The organism is Streptomyces sp. NPDC002845, from assembly GCF_053591955.1.
This window is the reverse complement of the sequence record NZ_JBSFUU010000010.1, coordinates 57,691-81,088: the sequence shown is the minus strand read 5'-3', so window position 1 is coordinate 81,088 and position 23,398 is coordinate 57,691. Positions and strand designations below refer to the sequence as shown.

The 23,398-nt window shown below is 71.5% G+C and carries 17 protein-coding genes and 2 pseudogenes; 16 read left to right on the top strand and 3 right to left on the bottom strand.

The window, feature by feature from the left end; translation table 11 throughout:
• Positions 1 to 324 precede the first annotated feature (324 nt).
• The 3 genes from ACWD3C_RS09575 to ACWD3C_RS09565 all read left to right on the top strand — a co-directional run bounded on the left by ACWD3C_RS09575 (position 325) and on the right by ACWD3C_RS09565 (position 5,445).
• A complete protein-coding gene (locus tag ACWD3C_RS09575) occupies positions 325 to 2,850 on the top strand; it encodes a HelD family protein (RefSeq protein WP_451141871.1) in 2,526 nt (841 codons plus the stop codon).
• A gap of 400 nt (positions 2,851 to 3,250) precedes the next feature.
• On the top strand, positions 3,251 to 4,672 hold the full coding sequence (locus tag ACWD3C_RS09570) for a malic enzyme-like NAD(P)-binding protein (protein WP_451141869.1): 1,422 nt from the start codon (positions 3,251 to 3,253) through the stop codon (positions 4,670 to 4,672).
• A gap of 491 nt (positions 4,673 to 5,163) precedes the next feature.
• Positions 5,164 to 5,445, top strand: a complete 282-nt coding sequence (locus ACWD3C_RS09565) for an HU family DNA-binding protein (protein ID WP_007382399.1) — start codon at positions 5,164 to 5,166, stop codon at positions 5,443 to 5,445.
• A 132-nt stretch (positions 5,446 to 5,577) separates the two neighbouring features.
• Here ACWD3C_RS09565 and murA read toward each other — a convergent pair whose 3' ends face one another.
• Positions 5,578 to 6,924 (bottom strand): UDP-N-acetylglucosamine 1-carboxyvinyltransferase, encoded by a 1,347-nt coding sequence (murA, locus tag ACWD3C_RS09560; protein ID WP_451141867.1) that lies wholly within the window; start codon positions 6,922 to 6,924, stop codon positions 5,578 to 5,580.
• A 309-nt stretch (positions 6,925 to 7,233) separates the two neighbouring features.
• Between murA and ACWD3C_RS09555 the strand changes: the two genes are divergently transcribed.
• Both ACWD3C_RS09555 and ACWD3C_RS09550 read left to right on the top strand, forming a co-directional pair.
• Positions 7,234 to 7,806 carry a YqgE/AlgH family protein gene (locus ACWD3C_RS09555; protein WP_451141865.1) on the top strand — a complete coding sequence of 191 codons (573 nt, stop codon included), beginning with the start codon at positions 7,234 to 7,236 and terminating at the stop codon, positions 7,804 to 7,806.
• A gap of 30 nt (positions 7,807 to 7,836) precedes the next feature.
• Positions 7,837 to 8,121, top strand: a complete 285-nt coding sequence (locus ACWD3C_RS09550) for a DUF3039 domain-containing protein (protein WP_451141863.1) — start codon at positions 7,837 to 7,839, stop codon at positions 8,119 to 8,121.
• A 210-nt stretch (positions 8,122 to 8,331) separates the two neighbouring features.
• Here the strand turns inward: ACWD3C_RS09550 and ACWD3C_RS09545 are convergent, their stop codons facing one another.
• A complete protein-coding gene (locus ACWD3C_RS09545; protein WP_451141861.1) occupies positions 8,332 to 9,300 on the bottom strand; it encodes a hypothetical protein in 969 nt (322 codons plus the stop codon).
• Entirely contained in the window at positions 9,297 to 9,659 is a 363-nt protein-coding gene (locus ACWD3C_RS09540; protein WP_451141859.1) for a DUF805 domain-containing protein, read from the bottom strand. The genes ACWD3C_RS09545 and ACWD3C_RS09540 overlap by 4 nt, the downstream gene beginning before the upstream one ends.
• 111 nt (positions 9,660 to 9,770) lie before the next feature.
• On the opposite strand from ACWD3C_RS09540, the pseudogene ACWD3C_RS09535 reads away from it, so the two are divergent.
• The 11 genes and pseudogenes from ACWD3C_RS09535 to ACWD3C_RS09485 all read left to right on the top strand — a co-directional run.
• A pseudogene (locus ACWD3C_RS09535) lies at positions 9,771 to 10,112 on the top strand (ABC transporter permease subunit); the annotation flags it as partial.
• 9 nt (positions 10,113 to 10,121) lie between these two features.
• Positions 10,122 to 10,873, top strand: a pseudogene (locus ACWD3C_RS09530) (carbohydrate ABC transporter permease).
• A gap of 14 nt (positions 10,874 to 10,887) precedes the next feature.
• Positions 10,888 to 12,555, top strand: a complete 1,668-nt coding sequence (locus ACWD3C_RS09525; RefSeq protein ID WP_451141857.1) for a beta-N-acetylhexosaminidase — start codon at positions 10,888 to 10,890, stop codon at positions 12,553 to 12,555.
• 292 nt (positions 12,556 to 12,847) lie between these two features.
• Entirely contained in the window at positions 12,848 to 13,741 is an 894-nt protein-coding gene (locus ACWD3C_RS09520) for an FAD binding domain-containing protein (protein ID WP_451141855.1), read from the top strand.
• Positions 13,738 to 15,363 carry a 2Fe-2S iron-sulfur cluster-binding protein gene (locus ACWD3C_RS09515; protein WP_451141853.1) on the top strand — a complete coding sequence of 542 codons (1,626 nt, stop codon included), beginning with the start codon at positions 13,738 to 13,740 and terminating at the stop codon, positions 15,361 to 15,363. The genes ACWD3C_RS09520 and ACWD3C_RS09515 overlap by 4 nt, the downstream gene beginning before the upstream one ends.
• The gene (locus tag ACWD3C_RS09510; RefSeq protein ID WP_451141851.1) at positions 15,360 to 17,678 is read left to right on the top strand and encodes a xanthine dehydrogenase family protein molybdopterin-binding subunit; all 2,319 of its coding nucleotides are present in this window, start codon (positions 15,360 to 15,362) and stop codon (positions 17,676 to 17,678) included. The genes ACWD3C_RS09515 and ACWD3C_RS09510 overlap by 4 nt, the downstream gene beginning before the upstream one ends.
• Positions 17,679 to 17,809: 131 nt before the next feature.
• Positions 17,810 to 19,003, top strand: a complete 1,194-nt coding sequence (locus tag ACWD3C_RS09505) for an SUKH-4 family immunity protein (RefSeq protein ID WP_451141849.1) — start codon at positions 17,810 to 17,812, stop codon at positions 19,001 to 19,003.
• A 93-nt stretch (positions 19,004 to 19,096) separates the two neighbouring features.
• Entirely contained in the window at positions 19,097 to 20,605 is a 1,509-nt protein-coding gene (locus ACWD3C_RS09500; RefSeq protein WP_451141847.1) for an MFS transporter, read from the top strand.
• Between the two features lie 54 nt (positions 20,606 to 20,659).
• A complete protein-coding gene (locus ACWD3C_RS09495; RefSeq protein WP_451141845.1) occupies positions 20,660 to 20,860 on the top strand; it encodes a hypothetical protein in 201 nt (66 codons plus the stop codon).
• Positions 20,857 to 21,294: a type II toxin-antitoxin system death-on-curing family toxin gene (locus ACWD3C_RS09490; protein ID WP_451141843.1), complete on the top strand. Its 438-nt coding sequence runs from the start codon at positions 20,857 to 20,859 to the stop codon at positions 21,292 to 21,294. The genes ACWD3C_RS09495 and ACWD3C_RS09490 overlap by 4 nt, the downstream gene beginning before the upstream one ends.
• Before the next feature lie 96 nt (positions 21,295 to 21,390).
• Positions 21,391 to 23,190: a DEAD/DEAH box helicase gene (locus ACWD3C_RS09485; RefSeq protein ID WP_451141841.1), complete on the top strand. Its 1,800-nt coding sequence runs from the start codon at positions 21,391 to 21,393 to the stop codon at positions 23,188 to 23,190.
• Positions 23,191 to 23,398: the final 208 nt, after the last annotated feature.

The window sequence follows — 23,398 nt, the reverse complement described above, 5'->3', positions numbered from 1 at the left end:
TGGCTTTCCGTAGTGACCCCGTGGCACAGTGTCACGTGCATGCCCGGCGCCCAGGCGGCGTCGGGCACCCTCCTCGCTGAGGTTGTGAGACCTGGCCGACCAGCGTCCGGAGGGACGTGTCACGAGGGCTGACGGCTCCTGCCGTCCAGTACCAGGGCACGAAGGCGATTGGCTCACACCCCGCGCAAGACCCAGGGGCACTGAGCCAGTCAGAAACGCTACGTGTTCGCCCGGGGCAGATGATCCCTTGTCGGCGACTCTGTGGCCTCCGGGGCCCCCTTCGCGTACGGTTGACGGCTGCCCAGCACGTCAGAAGGGGGCCCGGTGGCCGCTCAGGTTCAGCAGGAATCCGCGTTCGGCTCGGTCCACGACTCCGTACGAGACCGAGAGATCAGCGGCGAACAGGAACACCTGGACCGGGTGTACCAGCGTCTTGAGGAGAAGATCCACGAGGCCGAGTTCCTGATGAACGACGCCGCCAAGCGCGGCCAGGTCGGCACCCCCGGCGCCCTCGCCGAACGGGACGCCCAGGTCTTCCGGGCGGGCGTCCACCTGAACCGGCTGAACAACGAGTTCGAGGACTTCCTCTTCGGCCGGATCGACCTGCTGCCCGGCAAGGACGGCAAGAAGGGGCCCGACGGCGCCTATACGGCGGTCGAGCCCTCGGAGGGCGCGGTGCGTGCCGACAACACGGCCGACATCGCGGAGACGCTGCACATCGGCCGTATCGGTGTTCTGGACGCGGACTACGCGCCTCTCGTCATCGACTGGCGGGCGCCCGCCGCCGCGCCGTTCTACCGGTCCACGCCCGTCGACCCGGGGCGTGTCGTACGGCGGCGCGTGATCCGCTCCAAGGGGCGCCGGGTGCTCGGCGTCGAGGACGACCTCATGCGGCCCGAGCTGAAGGCATTCCTCGACGGCCGTGAGCTGCCCGCCATCGGTGACGGCGCGCTGATGGCCGCCCTCGGGCAGGCCCGCAGCCACACCATGCGGGACATCGTGGCGTCGATCCAGGCGGAGCAGGACCTGGTGATCCGGGCCCCCGCCGCCTCGGTGACGTACGTGGAGGGCGGCCCCGGCACGGGCAAGACGGCCGTGGCCCTGCACCGGGCCGCGTACCTGCTCTACCAGGACCGGCGCCGGTACGCGGGCGGCATCCTGATCGTCTCGCCGACCCCGCTGCTCGTGGCGTACACGGAGGGCGTGCTGCCGTCCCTCGGCGAGGAGGGCCAGGTCGCCATCCGCGCGATCGGCTCACTCGCCCGGGACACGGTCGGCGCCGAGGCGACGCTGTACGACTCCCCGTCCGTGGCCCGGGCGAAGGGCTCGTACCGCATGCTCAAGGTGCTGCGGAAGGCGGCGCGGGGGGCGCTGGAGCCGGCGCCGGCAGGCGCCGACGGGCGGGGCGCGGCGCCCTCGCGCCCCGCGCGGAACGGCGACGCGAATGACGTGACTGACGTGACCGGAGCAACCGACACGACCGACGTGGCTCAGGGCGCGCACCCGGGCGGTCGTGCCGGACAGCAACTGGCCTTCGGCGAGGACACCCCCGCCGACGCGCGGCTCCCGGCTCCCGCCGGTCCGCCCACCCGCCTGCGCGTGGTCGCCTTCGGCCGTCGCCTGGAACTGGAGGCCGAGGAGCTGGAGCGGATTCGCCGCACCGCGCTCAGCGGTACCGCCCCCGTGAACCTCCTCCGCCCCCGCGCCCGCAAGCTGCTCCTCGACGCGCTGTGGGAGAAGTCCGGCGCGGGCACCCGGCACACCGACCCGGAGCTGGCCGCCGAGCTGCGGTCGTCGTTCGACGAGGACATCACGGGCGAGGACGGCTTCGTCGAGTTCCTCGACGTCTGGTGGCCCGAGCTGACCCCGGCCGCCGTACTGGAGGCCATGGCCGACGAGAAGCGGCTGGGGCGCTGGGCCCGGCGGATCCTCAACCCGGGCGAGGTACGGCGGGTCGCGCGGTCCCTGCGGCGCGACGGGCTGTCCGTCCACGACGTGGCCATGCTCGACGAGCTCCAGGCCATCCTCGGCGTGCCTGCCAGGCCTCGGAAGAAGCGGGAGCTCGACCCGCTCGACCATCTCACCGGCCTTGAGGAGCTCATGCCCGTACGCGAGGAGTCGCAGCGTGAGCGGGCCGAGCGGCTGGCGCAGGAGCGTACCGAGTACGCGCACGTCATCGTCGATGAGGCCCAGGACCTGACGCCGATGCAGTGGCGCATGGTCGGGCGCCGGGGACGGCATGCCACGTGGACCGTGGTCGGCGACCCCGCCCAGTCCTCCTGGTCCGACCCGGACGAGGCGGCCGATGCCCGTGACGAGGCTCTCGGCACCCGCCCCCGCCGCCGCTTCACCCTCACCGTCAACTACCGCAACCCCGCCGAGATCGCCGAACTCGCCGCCAAGGTCCTCGCCCTCGCCATGCCCGGCTCCGAGTCCCCGTCCGCGGTGCGCTCCACGGGGGTCGAGCCGCGTTTTGTGACAACGAACAATCGACACAGCACTGTCGTACGCGACTCGCTCGCCCAGACCGTCAGGGCCGAGGCCGCACGGCTGCTGGACCTCGTCGACGGCACGGTCGGCGTCGTCGTCGCCATGAACCGCCGGGCGGAGGCCAGGCGCTGGCTCGCCGGGCTCGGAGACCGGGTGGTGGCGCTGGGCAGCCTGGAGGCGAAGGGACTGGAGTACGACGCCACGGTCGTCGTGTCGCCCGCCGAGATCGCCGACGAGAGCCCCGCGGGGCTGCGGGTGCTGTACGTGGCGCTCACCCGGGCGACCCAGCAGCTCACCGTCGTATCGGGGGAGCGGGACGAGCCGGACGCGCAGGGGGTGCCGGACCTTCTGCGGGACTGAAGGGATCTTGCACCCGCCGCCGGATGAACGGCGGACTGAAATCGGGACTGAAATCGGGACCGAACGCGGGCCGGGAAATGAACTCCTGGTACGGGAATGGCCTTACGGGATCTGTTTGTTAGCCTGGGTGTGGCACCGGCCCGATCCAAGCCCCCGGGCCCAACCTTCGTCGCTACGAGCGACCACTTGCCGCGAGGCGAGCATGGCGGGCCGGTGCCACTGAACGTGTGAGAGGCCCACGTCACCGGAGAGGTGGCGTGGGCCTCTTTCGTCGGCTCGGCGTATGGCTGACCGGCGAACAAAACGTTCACAATCCAGGGTGGCTACCGCGTACTCCGCAGTAGGTGCGACGATCGGACGGCACAACCCAGCCACACGGTGAAAGCAGAGGAAGTCGGCCATGGCAACGGCGCCCAGCGTCTCCTACTCGATGACGGTCCGGCTGGAGGTGCCCGCGAGCGGAACCGCGGTCTCCCAGCTCACCACGGCCGTCGAGTCCCACGGAGGCTCGGTGACCGGCCTCGACGTGACCGCTTCCGGCCACGAGAAGCTCCGCATCGACGTCACCATCGCGGCGACCTCCACGGCGCACGCCGAAGAGATCGTCGAGCAGCTGCGCACCATCGAGGGCGTCACGCTGGGCAAGGTCTCCGACCGTACGTTCCTGATGCACCTCGGCGGCAAGATCGAGATGGCGTCGAAGCACCCCATCCGCAACCGTGACGACCTGTCCATGGTCTACACGCCGGGTGTGGCCCGCGTCTGCATGGCGATCGCCGAGAACCCCGAGGACGCCCGCCGCCTCACCATCAAACGCAACTCCGTTGCGGTCGTGACGGACGGCTCGGCGGTGCTGGGCCTCGGCAACATCGGGCCCAAGGCCGCGCTGCCCGTCATGGAGGGCAAGGCGGCCCTCTTCAAGCGGTTCGCAGGCATCGACGCCTGGCCGCTCTGCCTGGACACCCAGGACACCGACGCGATCGTCGAGATCGTCAAGGCCATCGCCCCCGGCTTCGCGGGCATCAACCTGGAGGACATCTCCGCGCCCCGCTGCTTCGAGATCGAGGCCCGGCTGCGCGAGGCCCTCGACATCCCCGTCTTCCACGACGACCAGCACGGCACCGCGATCGTCGTCCTCGCCGCCCTCACCAACGCACTTCGCGTCGCAGGCAAGGCGATCGGAGACATCCGGGTCGTCATGTCGGGCGCGGGCGCGGCCGGTACGGCCATCCTCAAGCTGCTCATCGCGGCGGGCGTGAAGAACGCCGTCGTCGCCGACATCCACGGTGTCGTCCACGCGGACCGCGAGGACCTCGTGAGCGCCGCCCCGGATTCGCCGCTGTGCTGGATCGCGAACAACACCAACCCCGAGGGCCTCAAGGGCACGCTGAAGGAGGCCGTGCGCGGCGCCGACGTGTTCATCGGTGTCTCGGCGCCCAACGTGATCGACGGCGACGACGTGGCCGCCATGGCCGACGACGCCATCGTGTTCGCGCTCGCGAACCCCGACCCCGAGGTCGACCCCGCGATCGCCCGCCAGACGGCCGCAGTCGTGGCCACCGGCCGCTCCGACTTCCCGAACCAGATCAACAACGTGCTGGTCTTCCCGGGCGTCTTCCGCGGCCTCCTGGACGCCCAGTCCCGCACCGTCAACACCGAGATGATGCTCGCCGCCGCGACCGCCCTCGCGGACGTCGTGACCGAGGACGAGCTCAACGCGAACTACATCATCCCCAGCGTCTTCAACGACAAGGTCGCGGGAGCGGTGGCCGACGCGGTGCGCAACGCGGCGAAGGCGGCGACGGAGAGCACGTCCGTCTGACACGTCCGACGCTTCCGTCGGACACGCCGTCGGTCGCCTGTCGGACACGGCTGTCGGACACGCCCGACGGACTTCGTGCCGTCTCTGTGAGTCTCCGTGGCGGCCTCTGTGACCGTCGCCACGACCGCCCGAACCCGGCGCGTCGCGGAACCTGGGGCCCCTGGCCGCCCTCTAGGGTGGCGGCCAGGCCTGGGCCCGCCAGGGCCCGGGCCCCTGCGGCCCGTCGCCGGGGAACGGACGGAGCGTCACCACACCGATGCGGTGGCACTCTCCGTGTGGCTCCCAAGGGTGTTCGTGTGACCCCCACGGGTGCCGGATTGGCTTTCCCGCCGCAGGTGAGTGCAGGATGCGTCTCTGGGCGCGAGGGTCTGACGACGGACCCGGGTCCGGGGACTCACCGAGGTCCCTGGCAGCATCGGCTTCGCTGTGCCCAACATGCGGCTCCGCCGCGTGGCACGCCCCAACGGCAAGAAGAACACGGGAGTAACAACATGAACCGCAGTGAGCTGGTGGCCGCGCTGGCCGACCGCGCCGAGGTGACCCGCAAGGACGCCGACGCCGTGCTGGCCGCGTTCGCCGAGACCGTCGGCGAGATCGTCGCCAAGGGGGACGAGAAGGTCACCATCCCCGGCTTCCTGACCTTCGAGCGCACCCACCGTGCCGCTCGCACCGCGCGCAACCCGCAGACCGGCGACCCGATCCAGATCCCGGCCGGCTACAGCGTCAAGGTCTCGGCGGGCAGCAAGCTCAAGGAAGCCGCCAAGGGCAAGTGACCTTGCCGTCCACACCTCACGGGACGGTGTACGGCACGTAGGTAACGCGATGGGGCGGCACCCGGACTCCGGGTGCCGCCCCATCGTTGTCGCGTTGACACGTGGCCTCGAACGCCGGCCGGGCCGGACGATCTAGCCGAGCGCTTTCCCCGGCAGCTCGACCTTGGCGCCCAGCTCGACCAGCTTCTCCATGAAGTTCTCGTAACCCCGGTTGATCAGCTCGATGCCGTGGACACGGGACGTGCCCTGGGCCGCGAGGGCGGCGATGAGGTACGAGAAGCCGCCCCGGAGGTCGGGGATGACCAGGTCGGCGCCCTGGAGCTTGGTGGGGCCGGAGACGACCGCGGAGTGCAGGAAGTTGCGCTGGCCGAAGCGGCAGTCGGAGCCGCCGAGGCACTCGCGGTAGAGCTGGATGTGGGCGCCCATCTGGTTGAGCGCCGAAGTGAAGCCCAGCCGCGACTCGTACACCGTCTCGTGGATGATCGAGAGCCCGGTCGCCTGCGTCAGGGCCACCACCAGGGGCTGCTGCCAGTCGGTCTGGAAGCCGGGGTGGACGTCGGTCTCCAGGGCGATCGACTTCAGCAGGCCGCCGGGGTGCCAGAAGCGGATGCCGTCGTCGTCGATCTCGAAGGCGCCGCCGACCTTCCGGTAGGTGTTCAGGAACGTCATCATCGAGCGCTGCTGCGCCCCGCGGACGTAGATGTTGCCCTCGGTCGCCAGCGCCGCCGACGCCCAGGAGGCGGCCTCCAGACGGTCCGGGAGCGCGCGGTGGGTGTAGCCGCCGAGCGAGTCGACACCGGTGACACGGATCGTGCGGTCGGTGTCCATCGCGATGATGGCGCCCATCTTCTGCAGCACGCAGATGAGGTCCTCGATCTCGGGCTCGACGGCCGCGTTCGAGAGCTCGGTGACGCCCTCGGCGAGTACGGCGGTCAGCAGCACCTGCTCGGTGGCACCCACCGACGGGTACGGCAGCCGGATCTTCGTGCCGCGCAGCCGCTGCGGAGCCTCCAGATACTGGCCGTCCGCCCGCTTCTCGATCTTCGCGCCGAACTGCCGCAGCACCTCGAAGTGGAAGTCGATCGGCCGGCCGCCGATGTCACAGCCGCCCAGGCCCGGGATGAACGCGTGGCCCAGCCGGTGCAGCAGCGGACCGCAGAACAGGATCGGAATCCGGCTCGACCCCGCGTGCGCGTCGATGTCCGCGACGTTCGCGCTCTCCACGTGCGACGGGTCCATGACCAGCTCGCCCGGCTCCTCTCCCGGACGGACCGTCACCCCGTGCAGCTGCAGCAGCCCGCGTACGACACGGACGTCGCGGATGTCGGGAACATTGCGCAGCCGGCTCGGCGCGCTGCCCAGCAGCGCGGCGACCATGGCCTTCGGCACGAGGTTCTTCGCACCGCGGACACGGATCTCGCCCTCCAGCGGGGTGCCGCCGTGGACAAGCAGTACGTCTTCAGGGCCGTTGACGGTCATGAATCTCGCGTTCCGTGGAGTCGGACAGTGGGTGTCGGCAGACAGGAGCCGATGAGGCGTAGGCCGGTGAGGCGTGAGCCGAAGAGCTAGCGTAATGGCCGCCTACCCCCCTTCAGTAAGCCCAAGTGCCCGTGCAGTCGTCATAGCTTTGCCACAACACGAACCGTTCACCGTCGGGCACGAGGGGTCACCGTTACGGGCGTGGCGGCGCTTGTGCGCGGGGGCCGCACCAGTGCGCCCTGAGCTGCATTCCTGTGCGTACGGGGATTGACTCCCCGCCGACGGGCAAGATGCGGGATCATGTCTGGCATGACCGAGGTGTCCTCGCTCACAGGGCGGCTGCTCGTGGCCACGCCCGCCCTGGCGGACCCGAACTTCGACCGCGCTGTGGTGCTGCTCCTCGACCACGACGAGGAGGGCTCGCTCGGGGTGGTCCTCAACCGCCCGACCCCGGTGGACGTCGGCGACATCCTGGAGGGCTGGGCGGGCCTCGCGGGCGAGCCCGGCGTCGTCTTCCAGGGCGGCCCGGTCTCCCTGGACTCGGCGCTCGGCGTCGCGGTGATCCCCGGCGGGAACTCCGTGGAACGGGCGCCGCTGGGCTGGCGCCGCGTGCACGGCGCGATCGGCCTCGTCGACCTGGAGGCTCCGCCGGAACTCCTCGCGTCCGCCCTGGGTTCCCTGAGAATCTTCGCCGGGTACGCCGGGTGGGGCCCGGGCCAGCTGGAGGACGAGCTGGTCGAGGGCGCCTGGTACGTGGTGGAGTCCGAGCCCGGCGACGTCTCCTCGCCGTCCCCCGAGAGACTCTGGCGCTCGGTCCTGCGCCGCCAGCGCAGCGAACTCGCGATGGTGGCCACGTACCCGGACGACCCTTCTCTCAACTGATGCCTGTGAGCTTCAGTACCCTTGGCCCTTATGAGCACTCTTGAGCCCGAGCGCGGGACTGGTACGGGGACCCTCGTAGAGCCGACGCCGCAGGTCTCCCACGGTGACGGGGACCACGAGCGCTTCGCCCACTACGTCCAGAAGGACAAGATCATGGCGAGCGCTCTCGACGGCACGCCTGTCGTGGCCCTCTGCGGCAAGGTGTGGGTGCCGGGCCGTGACCCGAAGAAGTACCCCGTGTGTCCCATGTGCAAGGAGATCTACGAATCCATGGGTGCGGGTGGGGACAAGGACAAGGACGGCGACAAGAAGTAGCGCCGGCGACGACGCGCCGGCCTGGGCAACCTGGTTGCCGCCTTGGGGTGGGGCGTCGCGTCGGCGCGGCTGCGTACGCCGCGTGCGCCGTGAGCACGGCCGCGGCACCTGGGTGCGGGTGCCGCGGTTCTGTCATACCTGGGCGGGGGGACTGGTTCGCCTTGCCCCAGCCGCCCCCCACAGATCATTTCGGATGCTGTTGACGGCCACTTACTTCGTACTGAACTTCAGTACGGCGCCGTCCTTGTTGACCGCGGTGGCGTCGACTGCGGTCTCCGTGCCGCCCGCTGTGGCGAACGCGCCTCCTCCGCCGTCGCCGAACGCCAAATTGCTCACGAATCCCGAGGAATCGCTGTGCGTGACGGTGACCGTGGAGCCTTTCACGGTCACGTGCAGATCCCAGTCGCCGACCAGGAAGTCCACCGGTTCGGTGACGAGGATTTCGCAGTCCCCGTCCTTGCAGGCTCCGGTGTCCTTGCCGTCCTCGGCCTTGGGCAGCGGGCCGGTCGAGGCCGGGCTCGGGGTCGTGGGCTCAGCGCGCTCGGGGGTGCTGGGTGACGGCTCGGCGGGCGGGACGCAGCGAGGTGCCAGCCGGTACGCGGCCGCGAGCTTCGGCTCGTCGTCGGCCACCGTCCTCAGGTCGGGTTTCGGCATCTTCAGGGACTTGACCAGCCCGGCCACGCGCTCGGCGCGCTTGATCTTCTCCTTCTCGGAGAGGCTGTGGAGGACCGAGTAGTCGGCCAGCTCGGTGGCCTCCGTGGCGGCCTTGCCGACGTCCTCGGCGAACCGGTCGTGCAGCCGGTCCGCGGCGGTGATGCCCGACTCCCCCAGGCCGTCGAGCGCCTGCACGACAGAGTCCAGGGACGATGAGGTGCTCGACAGATAGGTCTGCGCCTCCATGCCGACCGGGAGGATCGCCTCCTCGGGCGGGTCCGTGATGTCCTTGATCTCTGCGGCGCTCCTCTTCTTCAACGCCTCGAAGCCGTCCGTGGTTTGGCACATCCCGTCGGCCCACATCACCAGCGCGCGGCTCGGCACCGGGCTAGACGAGGGTTTGGCCCCAGTCGTGTCCGTGTCCGTATCCGGCGAGCAACCGGCGACGGCCAGTACGCCACCGACCACCACCACCGCCGCGACACGCCTCACCCGTGCCGACACGTCCATCTCCTCACCTCTCACCAGTCCACCTTCGTGCCCGGCGGCAGGCCGTACTCGTTGGTCCCCGGCTCGCCGCGTTGGCAGAGGAACGCGAGGAGCACGATGAGCCCGATCAGCGGGATGAAGGACCAGAACCACGACCAGCCGGTCCGGCCGCAGTCGTGCATCCTGCGCACGAAGACGCCCAGCGTCGGCACGAACAGGAACAGCCACACGAAGGCGAGGACCGGGACGTCCAGTTCGACGGTCAGGGCGACGCCGGGTATGTAGCAGATGATGCCGAAGAGGATGAACCACCAGTACTCGGACCGGGAGGCCCGGCCCTCCCAGGAGAAGGTCTGCGTCAGGCCGCGCTTGACCGCCTCCGAGAAGCTCACCATCGCCCACCTCCGTCGTCGACATCGACGAGCACGGTAGGCCGTCCCCGCGGGGACCCCTCCCGACGCTTCTCCACCCGCCCCTCGGTCACAGAGTGGTTGAGACCTCTTGTGGTGCTGGGGCTCGGTGACCACTCGTGGACGTACGGGCGTTACAGCGCCTTCGCCCTCGTCCTGATCCAAGTGGTGTGGTGCTCCTTCCCGTTCGTGATGGTGACGGTGTACGCGGGCATCCGCGCCGTACCGGGTGAGGTCCTGGAGGCCGCCGCCCTGGATGTGCCTCGCAGTGGCGGATATGGCGCTCCGTCCTCGCGCAACCTCGTACTGAACGTGTACGCCTGCCAAAAGGCGTTCGCGTCCTCCCAGCACAGCCTCGGCTCGGTGATCGGCGTCGTCATTCTGCTGATTCTGCCGGCGGTCACGCTCGTGCATTTGAGGCTGATCAGGAGACAGGGGGGAAGAGCTGTGAGCGCGCTGTCCGTCCGGCATTTCGTACGGCGCCGGTGGTGGCTGGCCGCGGAGGCATCCGCGCTGGTCATCGCGCTGGTCATCGCGGTGGTCATCGCGGTGGTCGTGGCATTTCCGCTGTGCTGGATGGTGTTGAGCGCCATCAAGCCGGCCGGGGAGATCAAGTCCACCGAGCCCCGCCCCTGGACCCCTGGACGCTGGCCCGTCCCTCGATTCCTTCCAACGCGTCTTCGGACAGCAGGAATTCGGCCGTTACTTCCTCAACAGCCTTGTCGTGGCGTGCACCGCGGCCGTCGCCTCCGCGCTGATCGCGTTTCTCGCGGCGACTGCCGTGACCCGATTCCGCTTCCGTTTCCGGACCACTCTCCTGATCATGTTCCTGGTCGCGCAGATGGTGCCCGTGGAGGCGCTGACAATCCCCGTCTTCTTCCTGATGCGGGACTTCGGTCAGCTGAACACCCTGGGCGCGCTGACCCTGCCGCACCTCGCCTTCTCGCCGCCGTTCGCGATCTGGATGCTGCGGGGGTTCGTGAAGGCCGTTCCGGAGGCGCTGGAGGACGCGGCGTACATCGACGGGGCGAGCCGTGCGCGATTCCTGTGGCAGATCCTTTTCCCGCTCGTCTTGCCGGGGCTGGTCGCCACCAGTGTCTTCTCCTTCATCTCCGCCTGGAACGATTGCGGTGCTGGTGTTCTTCGTACTCGTACAACGACGGCTGGTCTCCGGGCTGGGCGGAGCGGTAAAGGATTGAGGACTGAGGCTGACGTGACATCCCTGACTGACGTGACTTCTCCGACGGACGTGACTTCTCTGACGGATCTGATTCCGGCGCCCCGCTCCGTCGACGGCCCCATGCGCCGCGGGGTCCCGCTCGACCAGCGCACCACCCTGTGGGCCGCGCCGGGTACGGGCGGCACGGAACGCTGGCTGCGCTCCACGCTCGGTGCGGCCCTCGGCCTGCCCCTGCCGCCCGGCCCCGAGGACGCCCCGGGCGGCGTGCGGCTGCGCCTCGACGGCACCCTGGAGGCGGAGGCGTACAGGCTCGGCGTCGTCGCCGACCGGGGTATCGAGATCCGGGGCGGCAGCGCGGCCGGGGTGTTCTGGGGTGCCCAGACGCTGCGTCAGCTGCTCGGCCCCGACGCGTTCCGCCGAGCCCCCGTGCGCCCGGGGGCGACGTACGGAATCCCCGGCCAGGTCATCGAGGACGGCCCTCGCTTCGCCTGGCGCGGCCTCATGCTCGACGTGGCCCGCCACTTCCTCCCCAAGGACCAGGTCCTGCGCCACCTCGATCTGATGGCCGCGCACAAACTCAACGTCTTCCACTTCCACCTGACGGACGACCAGGGCTGGCGCATCGAGATCGAGCGGTACCCGAAACTCACCGAGGCCGGATCATGGCGGGCCCGTACGAAATTCGGCCACTGCGCCTCGCCGTTGTGGGAGGAGAAGCCGCACGGGGGCTTCTACACCCAGGACGACATCCGCGAGATCGTCGCGTACGCGGCCGAGCGGCATATCTCCGTCGTCCCGGAGATCGACATCCCGGGGCACTCGCAGGCTGCCATCGCCGCGTATCCGGAACTGGGCAACACCGACGTCATCGACACGACCTCCCTGACCGTCTGGGACAACTGGGGCATCTCCCACAACGTACTCGCCCCCACTGACAACACCCTCCGCTTCTACGAGGGGGTGTTCGAGGAAGTCCTGGAGCTGTTTCCCTCGGCGTTCATCCACATCGGCGGCGACGAGTGCGCCAAGGAGCAGTGGCGGCAGTCGCCGGCCGTGCAGGCGCGCATCGAGGAGCTGGGGCTCGCGGACGAGGACGAGCTGCAGTCGTGGTTCGTCCGGCACTTCGACACCTGGCTCGCCGCGCGCGGGCGGTGCCTCATCGGCTGGGACGAGATCCTGGAGGGCGGGCTGGCACCGGGGGCGGCCGTGTCGTCGTGGCGTGGTTACGGCGGGGGCGTCGCGGCCGCCCGCGCGGGCCACGACGTCGTCATGTGCCCCCAGCAGCAGGTGTACTTGGACCACCGGCAGGACGCAGGCGCCGACGAACCCGTGCCCATCGGGTACGTCCGCACCCTGGAGGACGTCTACCGCTTCGAGCCCGTTCCACCGGAGTTGACCGACGAGGAGGCACGGCACGTTCTCGGGACGCAGGCCAACGTGTGGACCGAGGTGATGGAGGACGCCGCGCGCGTGGACTACCAGACGTTCCCGCGGCTCGCTGCCTTCGCCGAGGTCGCGTGGAGCCGCCTGCCCGCCCCGGCCGAGCGGGACTTCGCCGACTTCGAGCGACGGATGACCGCCCACTACGGCCGACTTGACGCCCTGGGCGTGGCCTACCGCCCGCCCGGGGGACCCCGTCCGTGGCAGCGGCGCCCCGGGGTGCTCGGACGTCCGATCGACGGGGCGCCCCCGAACGTGTGAGGTGACCGGAGAAGCCGCACAAAAATCCGTACAACCCGGACGTTCACCCCAAAAGCGTGGCCTCGCAAGGAAAAAGCCGCACGAGAATCATCGAAGAGTGGCAATACGCGCCCACGGGTGATGTCGTACGAAAACGGACCAACCCTGCGCCGAGGTGGGCGAATGCCTCCTAGCGGACCCCTGCGTTCGGGTCTCGCGAAGATGTGCCAGAGTTGCCACGTCCGCCCTGTCAGCACGTACCGTACGGCAACACAGGTGGGACCAGGTGGGGCAGCGGGAAGGGGCAGCCGGTTTGACCACGCACGCACCGCAGGCGGCGCAGGCCGTGACGCTGCCCGGCACGCTGGACGAGGCCGTGGCGGCGCTGGCGGCCACGCCTGCCGCCGTACCCGTGGCGGGCGGCACCGACCTCATGACCGCGGTCAACTCCGGGCAGCTCAGGCCCGCCGCGCTCGTCGGCCTCGGCAAGATCAGCGAGATCCGCGGCTGGCAGTACCAGGACGGCCACGCGCTCCTCGGCGCGGGCCTCACCCACGCGCGTATGGGCCGCCCCGACTTCGCCGCCCTCATCCCCGCGCTCGCCGCCGCCGCCCGCGCGGCCGGGCCCCCGCAGATCCGCAACGCGGGCACCCTGGGCGGCAACATCGCGACGGCCTCCCACACGGGGGACGCGCTGCCCGTACTGGCCGCGCTGGAAGCCACGTTGATCATCGCGGGCCCGGGCGGAGCCCGCCGGGAGATGCCCGTCTCGCACCTGCTCGCCGGCATGGAGATGCTCCGCGCGGGCGAACTCATCGGGTACGTGCGCGTGCCGCTGCTGCACGCGCCCCAGGTCTTCCTGAAGGCCACCGGACGCACCGGCCCGGGACGGTCGACCGCGTCCGTGGCGCTCGTCCTCGACCCCGCCCGGCGCGGAGTGCGGTGCGCCGTCGGAGCCATAGCGCCGATGCCGCTGCGCCCGTTGGACGCCGAGGCGTGGGTGGGCCGGCTGATCGACTGGGACGGCGCGCGCACGCTCGTACCCGAGGCGCTGCAGGCCTTCGGGGAGTACGTCGCCGCCGCCTGCATCCCCGACGCGCCCCCGGCCGAGGACGGCTCCGTGGCCCCGCTTCCGCCCGCCGTACTGCACCTGCGGCGCACCGTCGCCGCGCTGGCCCGACGAGCATTGGGGAGGGCACTGTCGTGACCGACGACCAGCACGGAGAAGGCACCCCCCAGGAGGGTGCCCAGGGTGGATGGGAACGGCTTCCCCAGGGGGACTACGACGACGGCGCCACCACCTTCGTCCAGCTCCCCGAAGGGGGCATCGAGGCGCTCCTCGGCTCCGACAGCCCCCTCGCCGCGCCCGGCAGCGGCTATGTGCCCCCGCCCATAACGGTCACGCCCGCCCCGCCCGACGGAACCGACCCGGCGGCCACGGGCAACGGCTGGGCCGTACCGGCCGAGGGCGCCCAGTGGCCCGACCCGAACGCCGTGCCCCAGGGGGGCGCCCAGGACGGCTTCGCGTACAACCCGGGAGCCACCGGGCAGTGGAGCTTCGAGGGTGTCACTCAAGGGGAGGCCACTCCCGGACACGATGTGACCGGAGAGTGGTCGATTCCGGTCGCCGGGGGTGACCTTCCGGACGAATCCGGCGAGTTCAGCGCATCTTCGCTCGTCGAGCAGTGGGGCGGCACCCCTCCGGCCACCCTCCCCGGCGGCGCACCCGCCCCCTGGGTGACCGAAGGACCCGGGACGAACGACGCGCCCGGCACGACGGACACGAACGACGCGCCCGGTGCCACCGGAACGCCCGGTGCGAACGAGGCGATCGGAACGGCCTGGACGGCCCCACCGCCGAGGCCCGCCGAGGCACAGGCGCCCGCGCCGCCCGCCGGAGCACCCGTGGAGGCCGCTGGCGCGCCGTCTGCCGAGCCGTACGCCGAGACCCCCGCCGGGAACGCCGTTGAAGCGCCCGAGGGTGCTCAGGAGGCGTCTGAGGCGGTTGGCGCACCCTGGGCGGCAGACGCCGACGGGGCTCCCGAGGCCCCGGAGGTTACGGAGGCTCCCGAGCCGGACGCCGCCGAGGGCGAGCCCACCGCCGAAGTCGCGGAGCGGGGCGAACCCGAAGCCGACACGCCCGACCCCGGGGGCGAGCCCTCCGCACTTCCGTCCGACGAGCACCCCCTCGCCTCGTACGTCCTGCGGGTGAACAGCACCGACCGCCCGGTGACCGACGCCTGGATCGGCGAGTCACTGCTCTACGTGCTGCGTGAACGGCTCGGCCTCGCGGGCGCCAAGGACGGCTGCTCGCAGGGCGAGTGCGGCGCGTGCAACGTGCAGGTCGACGGACGGCTCGTGGCGTCCTGCCTGGTGCCCGCCGTCACCGCCGCGGGCAGCGAGGTGCGCACCGTCGAGGGGCTCGCCGTCGACGGTGCGCCCTCGGACGTGCAGCGGGCGCTCGCCAAGTGCGGGGCGGTGCAGTGCGGTTTCTGCATCCCGGGCATGGCGATGACCGTGCACGACCTCCTGGAGGGCAACCCCGCGCCGAGCGAGCTGGAGACCCGCCAGGCCCTCTGCGGCAACCTGTGCCGCTGCTCCGGCTACCGCGGGGTCCTGGACGCCGTGCGCGAGGTCGTCGCCGAACGCGAGGCACACGTAGCAGACGCCGCCGGGGCCGAACCGGAGCAGGACCCGGACGAGGCACGCATCCCCCACCAGGCGGGCCCCGGTGAGGGCGGCGTCAACCCGGCGGCGTACGACCCCGCGTACGACTCCCCGGCACAGCACGACCAGCCGTACGGCCAGGACGGAGGAGGTCAGGCGTGACCAACGATGCCGCCACCGCGGCGACCCCGACGGGCACCGCGGCCGTACCACCCGCCTCCGAGCCGCTGCCGCACGGCCTCGGCGTGTCCCTGCCGTCCGCGGAGGCGCGCGCCAAGACGGAGGGCACCTTCCCGTACGCGGCCGACCTGTGGGCCGAGGGCCTGCTGTGGGCCGCCGTACTGCGCTCACCGCACCCGCACGCGCGCGTGGTGTCCATCGACACGACCCACGCGCGCGAGATGCCCGGCGTCCGGGCCGTCGTCACCCACGAGGACGTGCCGGGCACGGCGCTGCACGGCCGCGGCCGGGCCGACCGCCCCGTGTTCGCCTCCGAGGCCGTACGCCACCACGGGGAGCCCCTCGCCGCCGTCGCCGCCGACCACCCGGACACCGCGCGGATGGCCGCGGCCGCCGTCATCGTCGAGTACGAAGTACTCGACCCCGTGACCGACCCGGAGCAGGCCTTCGAGGCCGAGCCCCTGCACCCCGACGGCAACCTGATCCGGCACATCCCGCTGCGCCACGGCGACCCGGACGCGCAGGGCGAGATCGTCGTGGAGGGCCTGTACCGCATCGGCCGCCAGGACCCGGCCCCCATCGGCGCCGAGGCCGGTCTCGCCGTGCCCCGCCCCGACGGCGGTGTCGAGCTCTACGTCGCCTCCACCGACCCGCACACCGACCGCGACACGGCCGCCGCCGCCTTCGGCCTGGAACCCGACCGTGTCAAGATCGTCGTCACCGGCGTCCCCGGCGCCACCGCCGACCGCGAGGACCAGGGCTTCCAGCTCCCGCTCGGGCTGCTGGCGCTGAAGACCGGCTGCCCGGTGAAGCTGACGGCGACCCGCGAGGAGTCCTTCCTCGGCCACGTCCACCGCCACCCCACCCTCCTGCGCTACCGCCACCACGCCGACGCCGAGGGCAAGCTGGTGAAGGTCGAGGCGCAGATCCTGCTCGACGCGGGCGCGTACGCCGACACCTCCTCGGAGGCGCTGGCCGCCGCCGTGGCCTTCGCCTGCGGCCCGTACGTCGTCCCCAACGCCTTCATCGAGGGCTGGGCCGTCCGCACCAACAACCCGCCCTCGGGCCATGTGCGCGGCGAGGGCGCGATGCAGGTCGCCGCGGCCCACGAGGCCCAGATGGACAAGCTGGCGAAGAAGCTGGGCGTCGACCCGGCGGAGCTGCGCCTGCGCAACGTGATGTCCACGGGCGACGTCCTCCCGACGGGCCAGTCGGTGACCTGCCCGGCCCCGGTGGCCGAACTCCTGCAGGCCGTACGGGACTTCCCGCTGCCCACCCTCCCCAAGGACACCCCCGAGGACGAGTGGCTGCTCCCGGGCGGGCCCGAGGGCGCGGGCGAACCCAGCGCCGTGCGCCGGGGCGTCGGCTACGGCCTCGGCATGGTGCACATGCTCGGCGCCGAGGGCGCGGACGAGGTCTCGACGGCAACCGTGCGGGTCCAGGACGGCGTCGCCACCGTGCTGTGCGCGGCGGTGGAGACCGGCCAGGGCTTCGGCACCCTGGCCCGGCAGATCGTGCAGGAGACCCTCGGCATCGACGAGGTGCACGTGGCGCCCGTCGACACCGACCAGCCCCCGGCGGGCGCGAGCTGCCGCGGCCGGCACACCTGGGTGTCGGGCGGCGCGGTGGAACGCGCGGCGAAAATGGTCCGCACGCAACTCCTCCAGCCCTTGGCCCACAAGTTCGGCATGTCCACCGAGCTGCTCCAGATCACCGACGGCAAGATCACGTCGTACGACGGCGTCCTGTCCACCACCGTCGCCGAGGCGCTGGACGGCAAGGAGCTGTGGGCCACCGCCCAGTGCCGCCCCCACCCGACCGAACCCCTCGACGGGACCGGCCAGGGCGACGCCTTCGTGGGGATGGCGTTCTGCGCGATCCGCGCGGTCGTGGACGTCGACATCGAGCTGGGTTCCGTACGGGTCGTGGAACTGGCCGTGGCGCAGGACGTCGGCCGCGTCCTCAACCCGGCACAGCTCACCGCCCGTATCGAGGCGGGCGTCACGCAGGGCGTGGGCGTGGCCCTGACGGAGAACCTGCGCACGGCCCGCGGGGTGATCCGCCACCCGGACCTGACCGGTTACGCGTTGCCGACCGCCCTGGACGCGCCCGACATCCGCATCGTCAAGCTGGTCGAGGAGCGCGACGTCGTCGCACCCTTCGGCGCCAAGGCCGTCAGCGCCGTCCCGGTCGTGGCCTCCCCGGCCGCGATCGCCTCCGCCGTCCGCGCCGCGACGGGCCGTCCGGTGAACCGCCTGCCGATCCGCCCGCAGGCCGCGGTGGTGACGGGATCGTGACGGCCGCCCGCTGAGCCGACGGCCGTTGTCAGTGGGGCCGCGTATGGTTCTGAGCAGTGGGGGACGACCGCTTGGCCGTGGGGCGTTCCTCGCCGGGGGAAGCACCATGCGATCCATGTGCTGGGGGAACCATGAGCACGACCACGACGATGAACGCCGCGGACAGCGGCACGATCACGCTGACCGCCGAGGAACTCGATCCGTACGTCACCCACGCGGGCACACGCGCGTGGCTGACGGGACCCGGACTGCCGTACGACAGCGAGCTGTTGGGGTTCGGCGCGCTGCGCGAGGGCGCCGGGCTGCGCCGGGTGGCGGAACTGGTGGCGGACGCGGGCGACCTCGCCCGTGAACTGCGGGACCAACTGGTCATAGGGTCACTGCGCACCCTCGACCGGGACCTGGAGTCGATCGTCCTCGACGGCGCCACGGGCGAGGTCTCGACGACGTACGTCCACCGCGACACCCCTGGCCTGATGAGCCTCTCCCCGCTCGCCCCCTCCGTGGAGACCCTGCTGCGCTTCGCGGCGGCGACGGAGGAACTGACGGCGCCCCGGGGGCGGTTCGCGTCGTACGGGAAGCGCTTCGGGCCGAAGGCGGTGGCGGAGGCGTCCGAGCGGCTGGCCGCCGTGTTCGGCGCGGGCGCCGGGGACGACGTGGCGCCGTACTGGCGCATGGCCGCGCTGATCCGCCCCCTCGCGCGCATCGCGGGCCCCGGCACGGGCCTCGCCCTCGACCTGCCGCCCCGCCTGCTGGACGAGGAGTTCGGCACCGGCGAGGTCATGCGCTTCGAGGAGGTGGACTTCCCCTCGACGCTCACGCACGGGCCCACGCGCCGCTTCCTGCAGGACGTCGGCCTCCCGGAGGACGGCTTCCTCTTCCAGCTGGACACGGAGGTGTCACTGCCCACACTGGTCGAGTACTACGAGCAGGAGCGCCCGGGAGTCCTCGACACCGGCCGACTCCCCGCGGAGGCCGACCGGTTGATCCGCCTCGGCCACCTCCTGGAGGACACCGGCCTCGTGGTCGACGGCGCCACGGGCACGGTCCTGTGCTTCAGCGAGCCCGACGGCGCCCTCAGGCCCCTCAACGCGGACATCTCCACCCTCGCGTTCACCGTCTGGCTGATGCACCGGGAGAAGTCCCTCGACGCCGAGCACTCCCTCACCGACTCCTACGTCCATCTCGCCGCCACCATGACCCAGACCCTTGCCACGGTCGACCCCATAGCCTGCGACCCGACCCCGGCCACCCCGGACGACGACGGCTGGCGGTACTGGCCGGAGATATTCGAGGACGAGGCGGGCGGAACGCTGTACGCGTGACCGACGGCCGCGGTGGTCGTACGACCAAGGTCCCAAGGAGGGGGCGACCTCCGACAGGGGTCAATGTCGGTGACGCCCCTTACGCTGGCGGACATGACCATCCCCGAACCGCGCGACACAGGTGTCGCCGACACCCCGACCGTCCTGTCGAAGGCCGAGGCTGAGACCAAGGCTGAGACCGAGGGCGAGGCTGAGGCCGAAGAGGACGGCGGGGTTCTGCGGCGCCCCTACCGCGCGCTCAGCATCGGCATCGTCTCCGTCGTGCTGCTGATCGCCTTCGAGGCGATGGCGGTCGGGACGGCGATGCCGGTGGCCGCGCGGGAGCTTGACGGGGTCTCGCTGTACGCGTTCGCGTTCTCGGGGTACTTCACGACGAGTCTCTTCGGGATGGTGCTCGCCGGGCAGTGGTCCGACCGGAAGGGGCCGCTCGGGTCGCTGACGACCGGCATCGTCGCCTTCGCGGCCGGGCTGCTGCTGTCCGGGACGGCCGGGGCGATGTGGCCGTTCATCCTCGGGCGGGCCGTGCAGGGGTTCGGCGGCGGGCTGGTGATCGTCGCGCTGTACGTGGTCGTGGGGAGGGCGTACCCGGAGCGGCTGCGACCGGCGATCATGGCGGCGTTCGCGGCGAGTTGGGTGCTGCCGACCGTGGTCGGGCCGCTCGCCGCGGGCGCGGTGACCGAGCACATCGGGTGGCGCTGGGTGTTCGTCGGCATCCCCGTGCTGGTCGTCTTCCCGCTGGCGCTCGCCCTGCCGCAGATACGGCACCGGGCCGGCGGTCCGGCGGAGGAGTCCGCGGGCGACGTGCCCGTCGACCGGCGGCGAATCCGGCTCGCCCTCGGGATCTCGTTCGGCGCGGCGCTGTTGCAGTACGCCGCCCAGGACCTGCGGTGGGTCTCGCTGGTGCCCGGGGTGGCCGGGGCCGCGCTGCTGGTGCCCGCCGTGCTCGGGCTGCTGCCGAAGGGGACGTACCGCGCGGCGCGCGGGCTGCCGTCCGTGGTGCTGCTGCGCGGGGTCGCGGCCGGAGCGTTCGTCGCCACCGAGTCCTTCATCCCGCTGATGCTGGTCACCCAGCGCGGGCTGTCCCCGACGCTGGCCGGGTTCTCGCTCGCGGCGGGCGGGGCGACGTGGGCGCTGGGGTCGTACATGCAGTCGCGGCAGCGGGTGGAGCCGTACCGGGAGCGGCTGATGACGGGCGGGATGGTCCTGGTCGCCATGTCGATCGCGGCCGCGCCGAGCGTGCTCGTCGAGGCGGTGCCGGTGTGGACCGTGGCGGTCGCCTGGGCGTTCGGCTGCTTCGGGATGGGGCTGGTGATCTCCTCCACCAGCGTCCTGCTCCTGAAGCTCTCCGCCCCCGAGGAGGCCGGTGCCAACTCCGCCGCCCTCCAGATATCCGACGGCCTCTCCAACGTCGTCCTCCTCGCCGCGGGCGGCGCCGCCTTCGCGGCCCTCGGCGGCGGCACGGTCGCCCATACGGCCACGGAGGCCTCCGGCGGCTCGCACCCGGCCGCGTTCGCCGCGGTGTTCCTGCCGATGGCGGGGGTGGCGTTGGTGGGGGCTTGGGTGACTACGCGGGTGCGGGAGGCGCGAGACGAGATGGGGTGACGTAACCGCAAACCGGTGGAAAGGCGGTGTCACGTTCTTCTGGCCTCACCTCTCATGACCGACCTCACCCTCCACCTCGACGCGGCCACCCGGCAGGCTCTCGACGACCTCGCCGACGCACAGGGGCGCACGCCCGAGGAAGTCGCGCGGGAGGCCGTACGCGGACAACTGCACGCGGAAGGGGCGCTCGTCCGAGCCCACGCCGAACGCCTCGCGAAGACCCACACCGAACTGCTGCGGAGGCTCGGCGAATGAGCGCCACGACCCCCGACCGGCCGCCCCTGCGTACCCCGGCCCGCCACCTCACCGTCGCCGACGTCACCGCCATCGCCGAGGTCGCCTTCGGCGGACGGCCGCCCGAGACACGCGAGCCCGGGCTGCTGGCGTCGGCCGTGCACCGGCCCCGCGCCCGCATGTTCGGCACGGCCGCCTACACGGACCCGTACGAGCAGGCCGCCGCCCTGCTCCACGCCCTCGCGACCAACCACCCCCTCGTGGACGGCAACAAGCGCACCGCCTGGCTGGCCGCCGCCACCTTCCTCGCCGTCAACCACGTGGACCTCGCGCATGCGGACCAGGACACGGCGTACGACCTGGTCGTCGACGTGGCCTCGGGCAAGGAGAGCCGTGTCGCAGTGATCGCGGAGCGGCTGCGCGCCCTCTGTGAGCTGAGTCCCATCCACGGGTGACCCGGCGCAGTCCGCGCGTTGACGCGACCGGGTCGCCGGTAGGGTGACCCGGTCGTCATACGCAGCCGAGCCGCCCGACCACCCAGACCGGAGACCGTGACTACCACCGCCGCCAGCGCCAGTTCGTCCCATCACCTCTCTCCCGCGTTCCCCGGCCGTGCCCCCTGGGGCACCGCCGGCAAGCTGCGTGCCTGGCAGCACGGGGCGATGGAGAAGTACATCCAGGAACAGCCGCGGGACTTCCTGGCCGTGGCGACGCCCGGCGCCGGGAAGACGACCTTCGCGCTGACGCTCGCGTCCTGGCTGCTGCACCACCACGTCGTGCAGCAGGTGACGGTGGTCGCGCCGACCGAGCATCTGAAGAAGCAGTGGGCGGAGGCGGCCGCGCGGATAGGGATCAGGCTGGACCCGGAGTACAGCGCGGGGCCGCTCAGCAAGGAGTACCACGGGGTCGCCGTCACCTACGCCGGTGTCGGCGTGCGGCCCATGCTCCACCGCAACCGCGTCGAGCAGCGCAAGACCCTCGTCATTCTCGACGAGATTCACCATGCCGGGGACAGCAAGTCGTGGGGTGAGGCGTGTCTTGAGGCCTTCGAGCCCGCCACCCGGCGGCTCGCCCTCACCGGTACGCCCTTCCGGTCCGACACCAACCCCATCCCGTTCGTGGCGTACGAGGAGGGGAACGACGGAATCCGGCGGTCCGCCGCCGACTACACGTACGGCTACGGGTCCGCGCTCGGTGACGGGGTCGTCCGGCCCGTCATCTTCCTCTCCTACAGCGGGAACATGCGGTGGCGGACCAAGGCGGGGGACGAGATCGCCGCGCGGCTCGGTGAGCCCATGACCAAGGACGCCATCAGCCAGGCCTGGCGCACCGCGCTCGACCCCCGTGGCGAATGGATGCCCAGTGTGCTGCGCGCCGCCGACCAGCGGCTGACCGAGGTCAGGAAGGCGATCCCCGACGCGGGCGCCCTGGTCATCGCGTCGGACCAGGACTCGGCGCGCGCGTACGCCAAGCTCATCCGGGACATCACCGGGCACAAGGCGACCCTCGTCCTGTCCGACGACTCCGGCGCGTCCGACCGCATCGACGAGTTCAGCGGCAGCACCGACCGGTGGATGGTCGCGGTGCGGATGGTGTCGGAGGGCGTCGACGTGCCCCGGCTGGCGGTCGGGGTCTACGCCACCACCATCTCCACGCCCCTCTTCTTCGCCCAGGCCGTCGGCCGTTTCGTACGGTCCCGGCGGCGCGGCGAGACCGCGTCCGTGTTCCTGCCGACCGTGCCCGACCTGCTCTCCTTCGCCAACGAGATGGAGGTCGAGCGCGACCACGTCCTCGACAAGCCGAAGAAGGACGTCGAGGAGGACCCGTACGCCGAGGAGGAGAAGCTCCTCCAGGAGGCGGAGAAGCAGCAGGACGAGGACACCGGCGAGCAGGACATGCTGCCGTTCGAGGCCCTGGAGTCGGACGCGGTGTTCGACCGGGTCATGTACAACGGCGCCGAGTTCGGCATGCAGGCCCACCCCGGGAGCGAGGAGGAGCAGGACTACCTCGGGATTCCGGGGCTGCTGGAGCCCGAACAGGTCCAGCTCCTGCTCCAGAAGCGGCAGGCCCGGCAGATCGCGCACAGCCGCAAGAAGCCGGACGACGAGGCCGACCTCCTCGAACTCCCCGCCGAGCGGCGGCCCGTCGTCACCCACAAGGAACTGCTGGAACTGCGCAAGCAGCTCAACAGCATGGTCGGCGCGTACTCCCACCAGAGCGGCAAGCCCCACGGCGTGATCCACACCGAGGTGCGCCGTGTGTGCGGCGGACCGCCCAGCGCGGAGGCCACGGCGGGGCAGCTGCGGCAGCGGATCGCCAAGGTGCAGGAGTGGGCCACCCGGATGCGGTGACCGTACGCACGGGCGTACAGGGACGTGGCGCTTGCAAGGACCTGAGAGCCTGTGTCATATCCCCGGCCGGGCGCACGCCGCCCGGCACGCACTCCCCCATTGCCTTAAGGGCGTGGGGGGACCCCCAGCCGCGTTGCCGAAACGCCCACGTGGCTCCTCCCCCACGCTCGAACCGGCTTCGCTCGGCTCGCGCGGGGGCACCCCCATC

What these genes read in the sequence shown, in the direction of transcription:
- ACWD3C_RS09500 (WP_451141847.1), top strand. Translation starts at nt 19,097, where the DNA reads ATGACCATCCCCGAACCGCGCGACACAGGTGTCGCCGACACCCCGACC.
- ACWD3C_RS09555 (WP_451141865.1), top strand. Translation starts at nt 7,234, where the DNA reads ATGACCGAGGTGTCCTCGCTCACAGGGCGGCTGCTCGTGGCCACGCCC.
- ACWD3C_RS09570 (WP_451141869.1), top strand. Translation starts at nt 3,251, where the DNA reads ATGGCAACGGCGCCCAGCGTCTCCTACTCGATGACGGTCCGGCTGGAG.
- ACWD3C_RS09495 (WP_451141845.1), top strand. Translation starts at nt 20,660, where the DNA reads ATGACCGACCTCACCCTCCACCTCGACGCGGCCACCCGGCAGGCTCTC.
- ACWD3C_RS09540 (WP_451141859.1), bottom strand. Translation starts at nt 9,659, where the DNA reads ATGGTGAGCTTCTCGGAGGCGGTCAAGCGCGGCCTGACGCAGACCTTC.
- ACWD3C_RS09565 (WP_007382399.1), top strand. Translation starts at nt 5,164, where the DNA reads ATGAACCGCAGTGAGCTGGTGGCCGCGCTGGCCGACCGCGCCGAGGTG.
- ACWD3C_RS09550 (WP_451141863.1), top strand. Translation starts at nt 7,837, where the DNA reads ATGAGCACTCTTGAGCCCGAGCGCGGGACTGGTACGGGGACCCTCGTA.
- ACWD3C_RS09505 (WP_451141849.1), top strand. Translation starts at nt 17,810, where the DNA reads ATGAGCACGACCACGACGATGAACGCCGCGGACAGCGGCACGATCACG.
- ACWD3C_RS09490 (WP_451141843.1), top strand. Translation starts at nt 20,857, where the DNA reads ATGAGCGCCACGACCCCCGACCGGCCGCCCCTGCGTACCCCGGCCCGC.
- murA (WP_451141867.1), bottom strand. Translation starts at nt 6,924, where the DNA reads ATGACCGTCAACGGCCCTGAAGACGTACTGCTTGTCCACGGCGGCACC.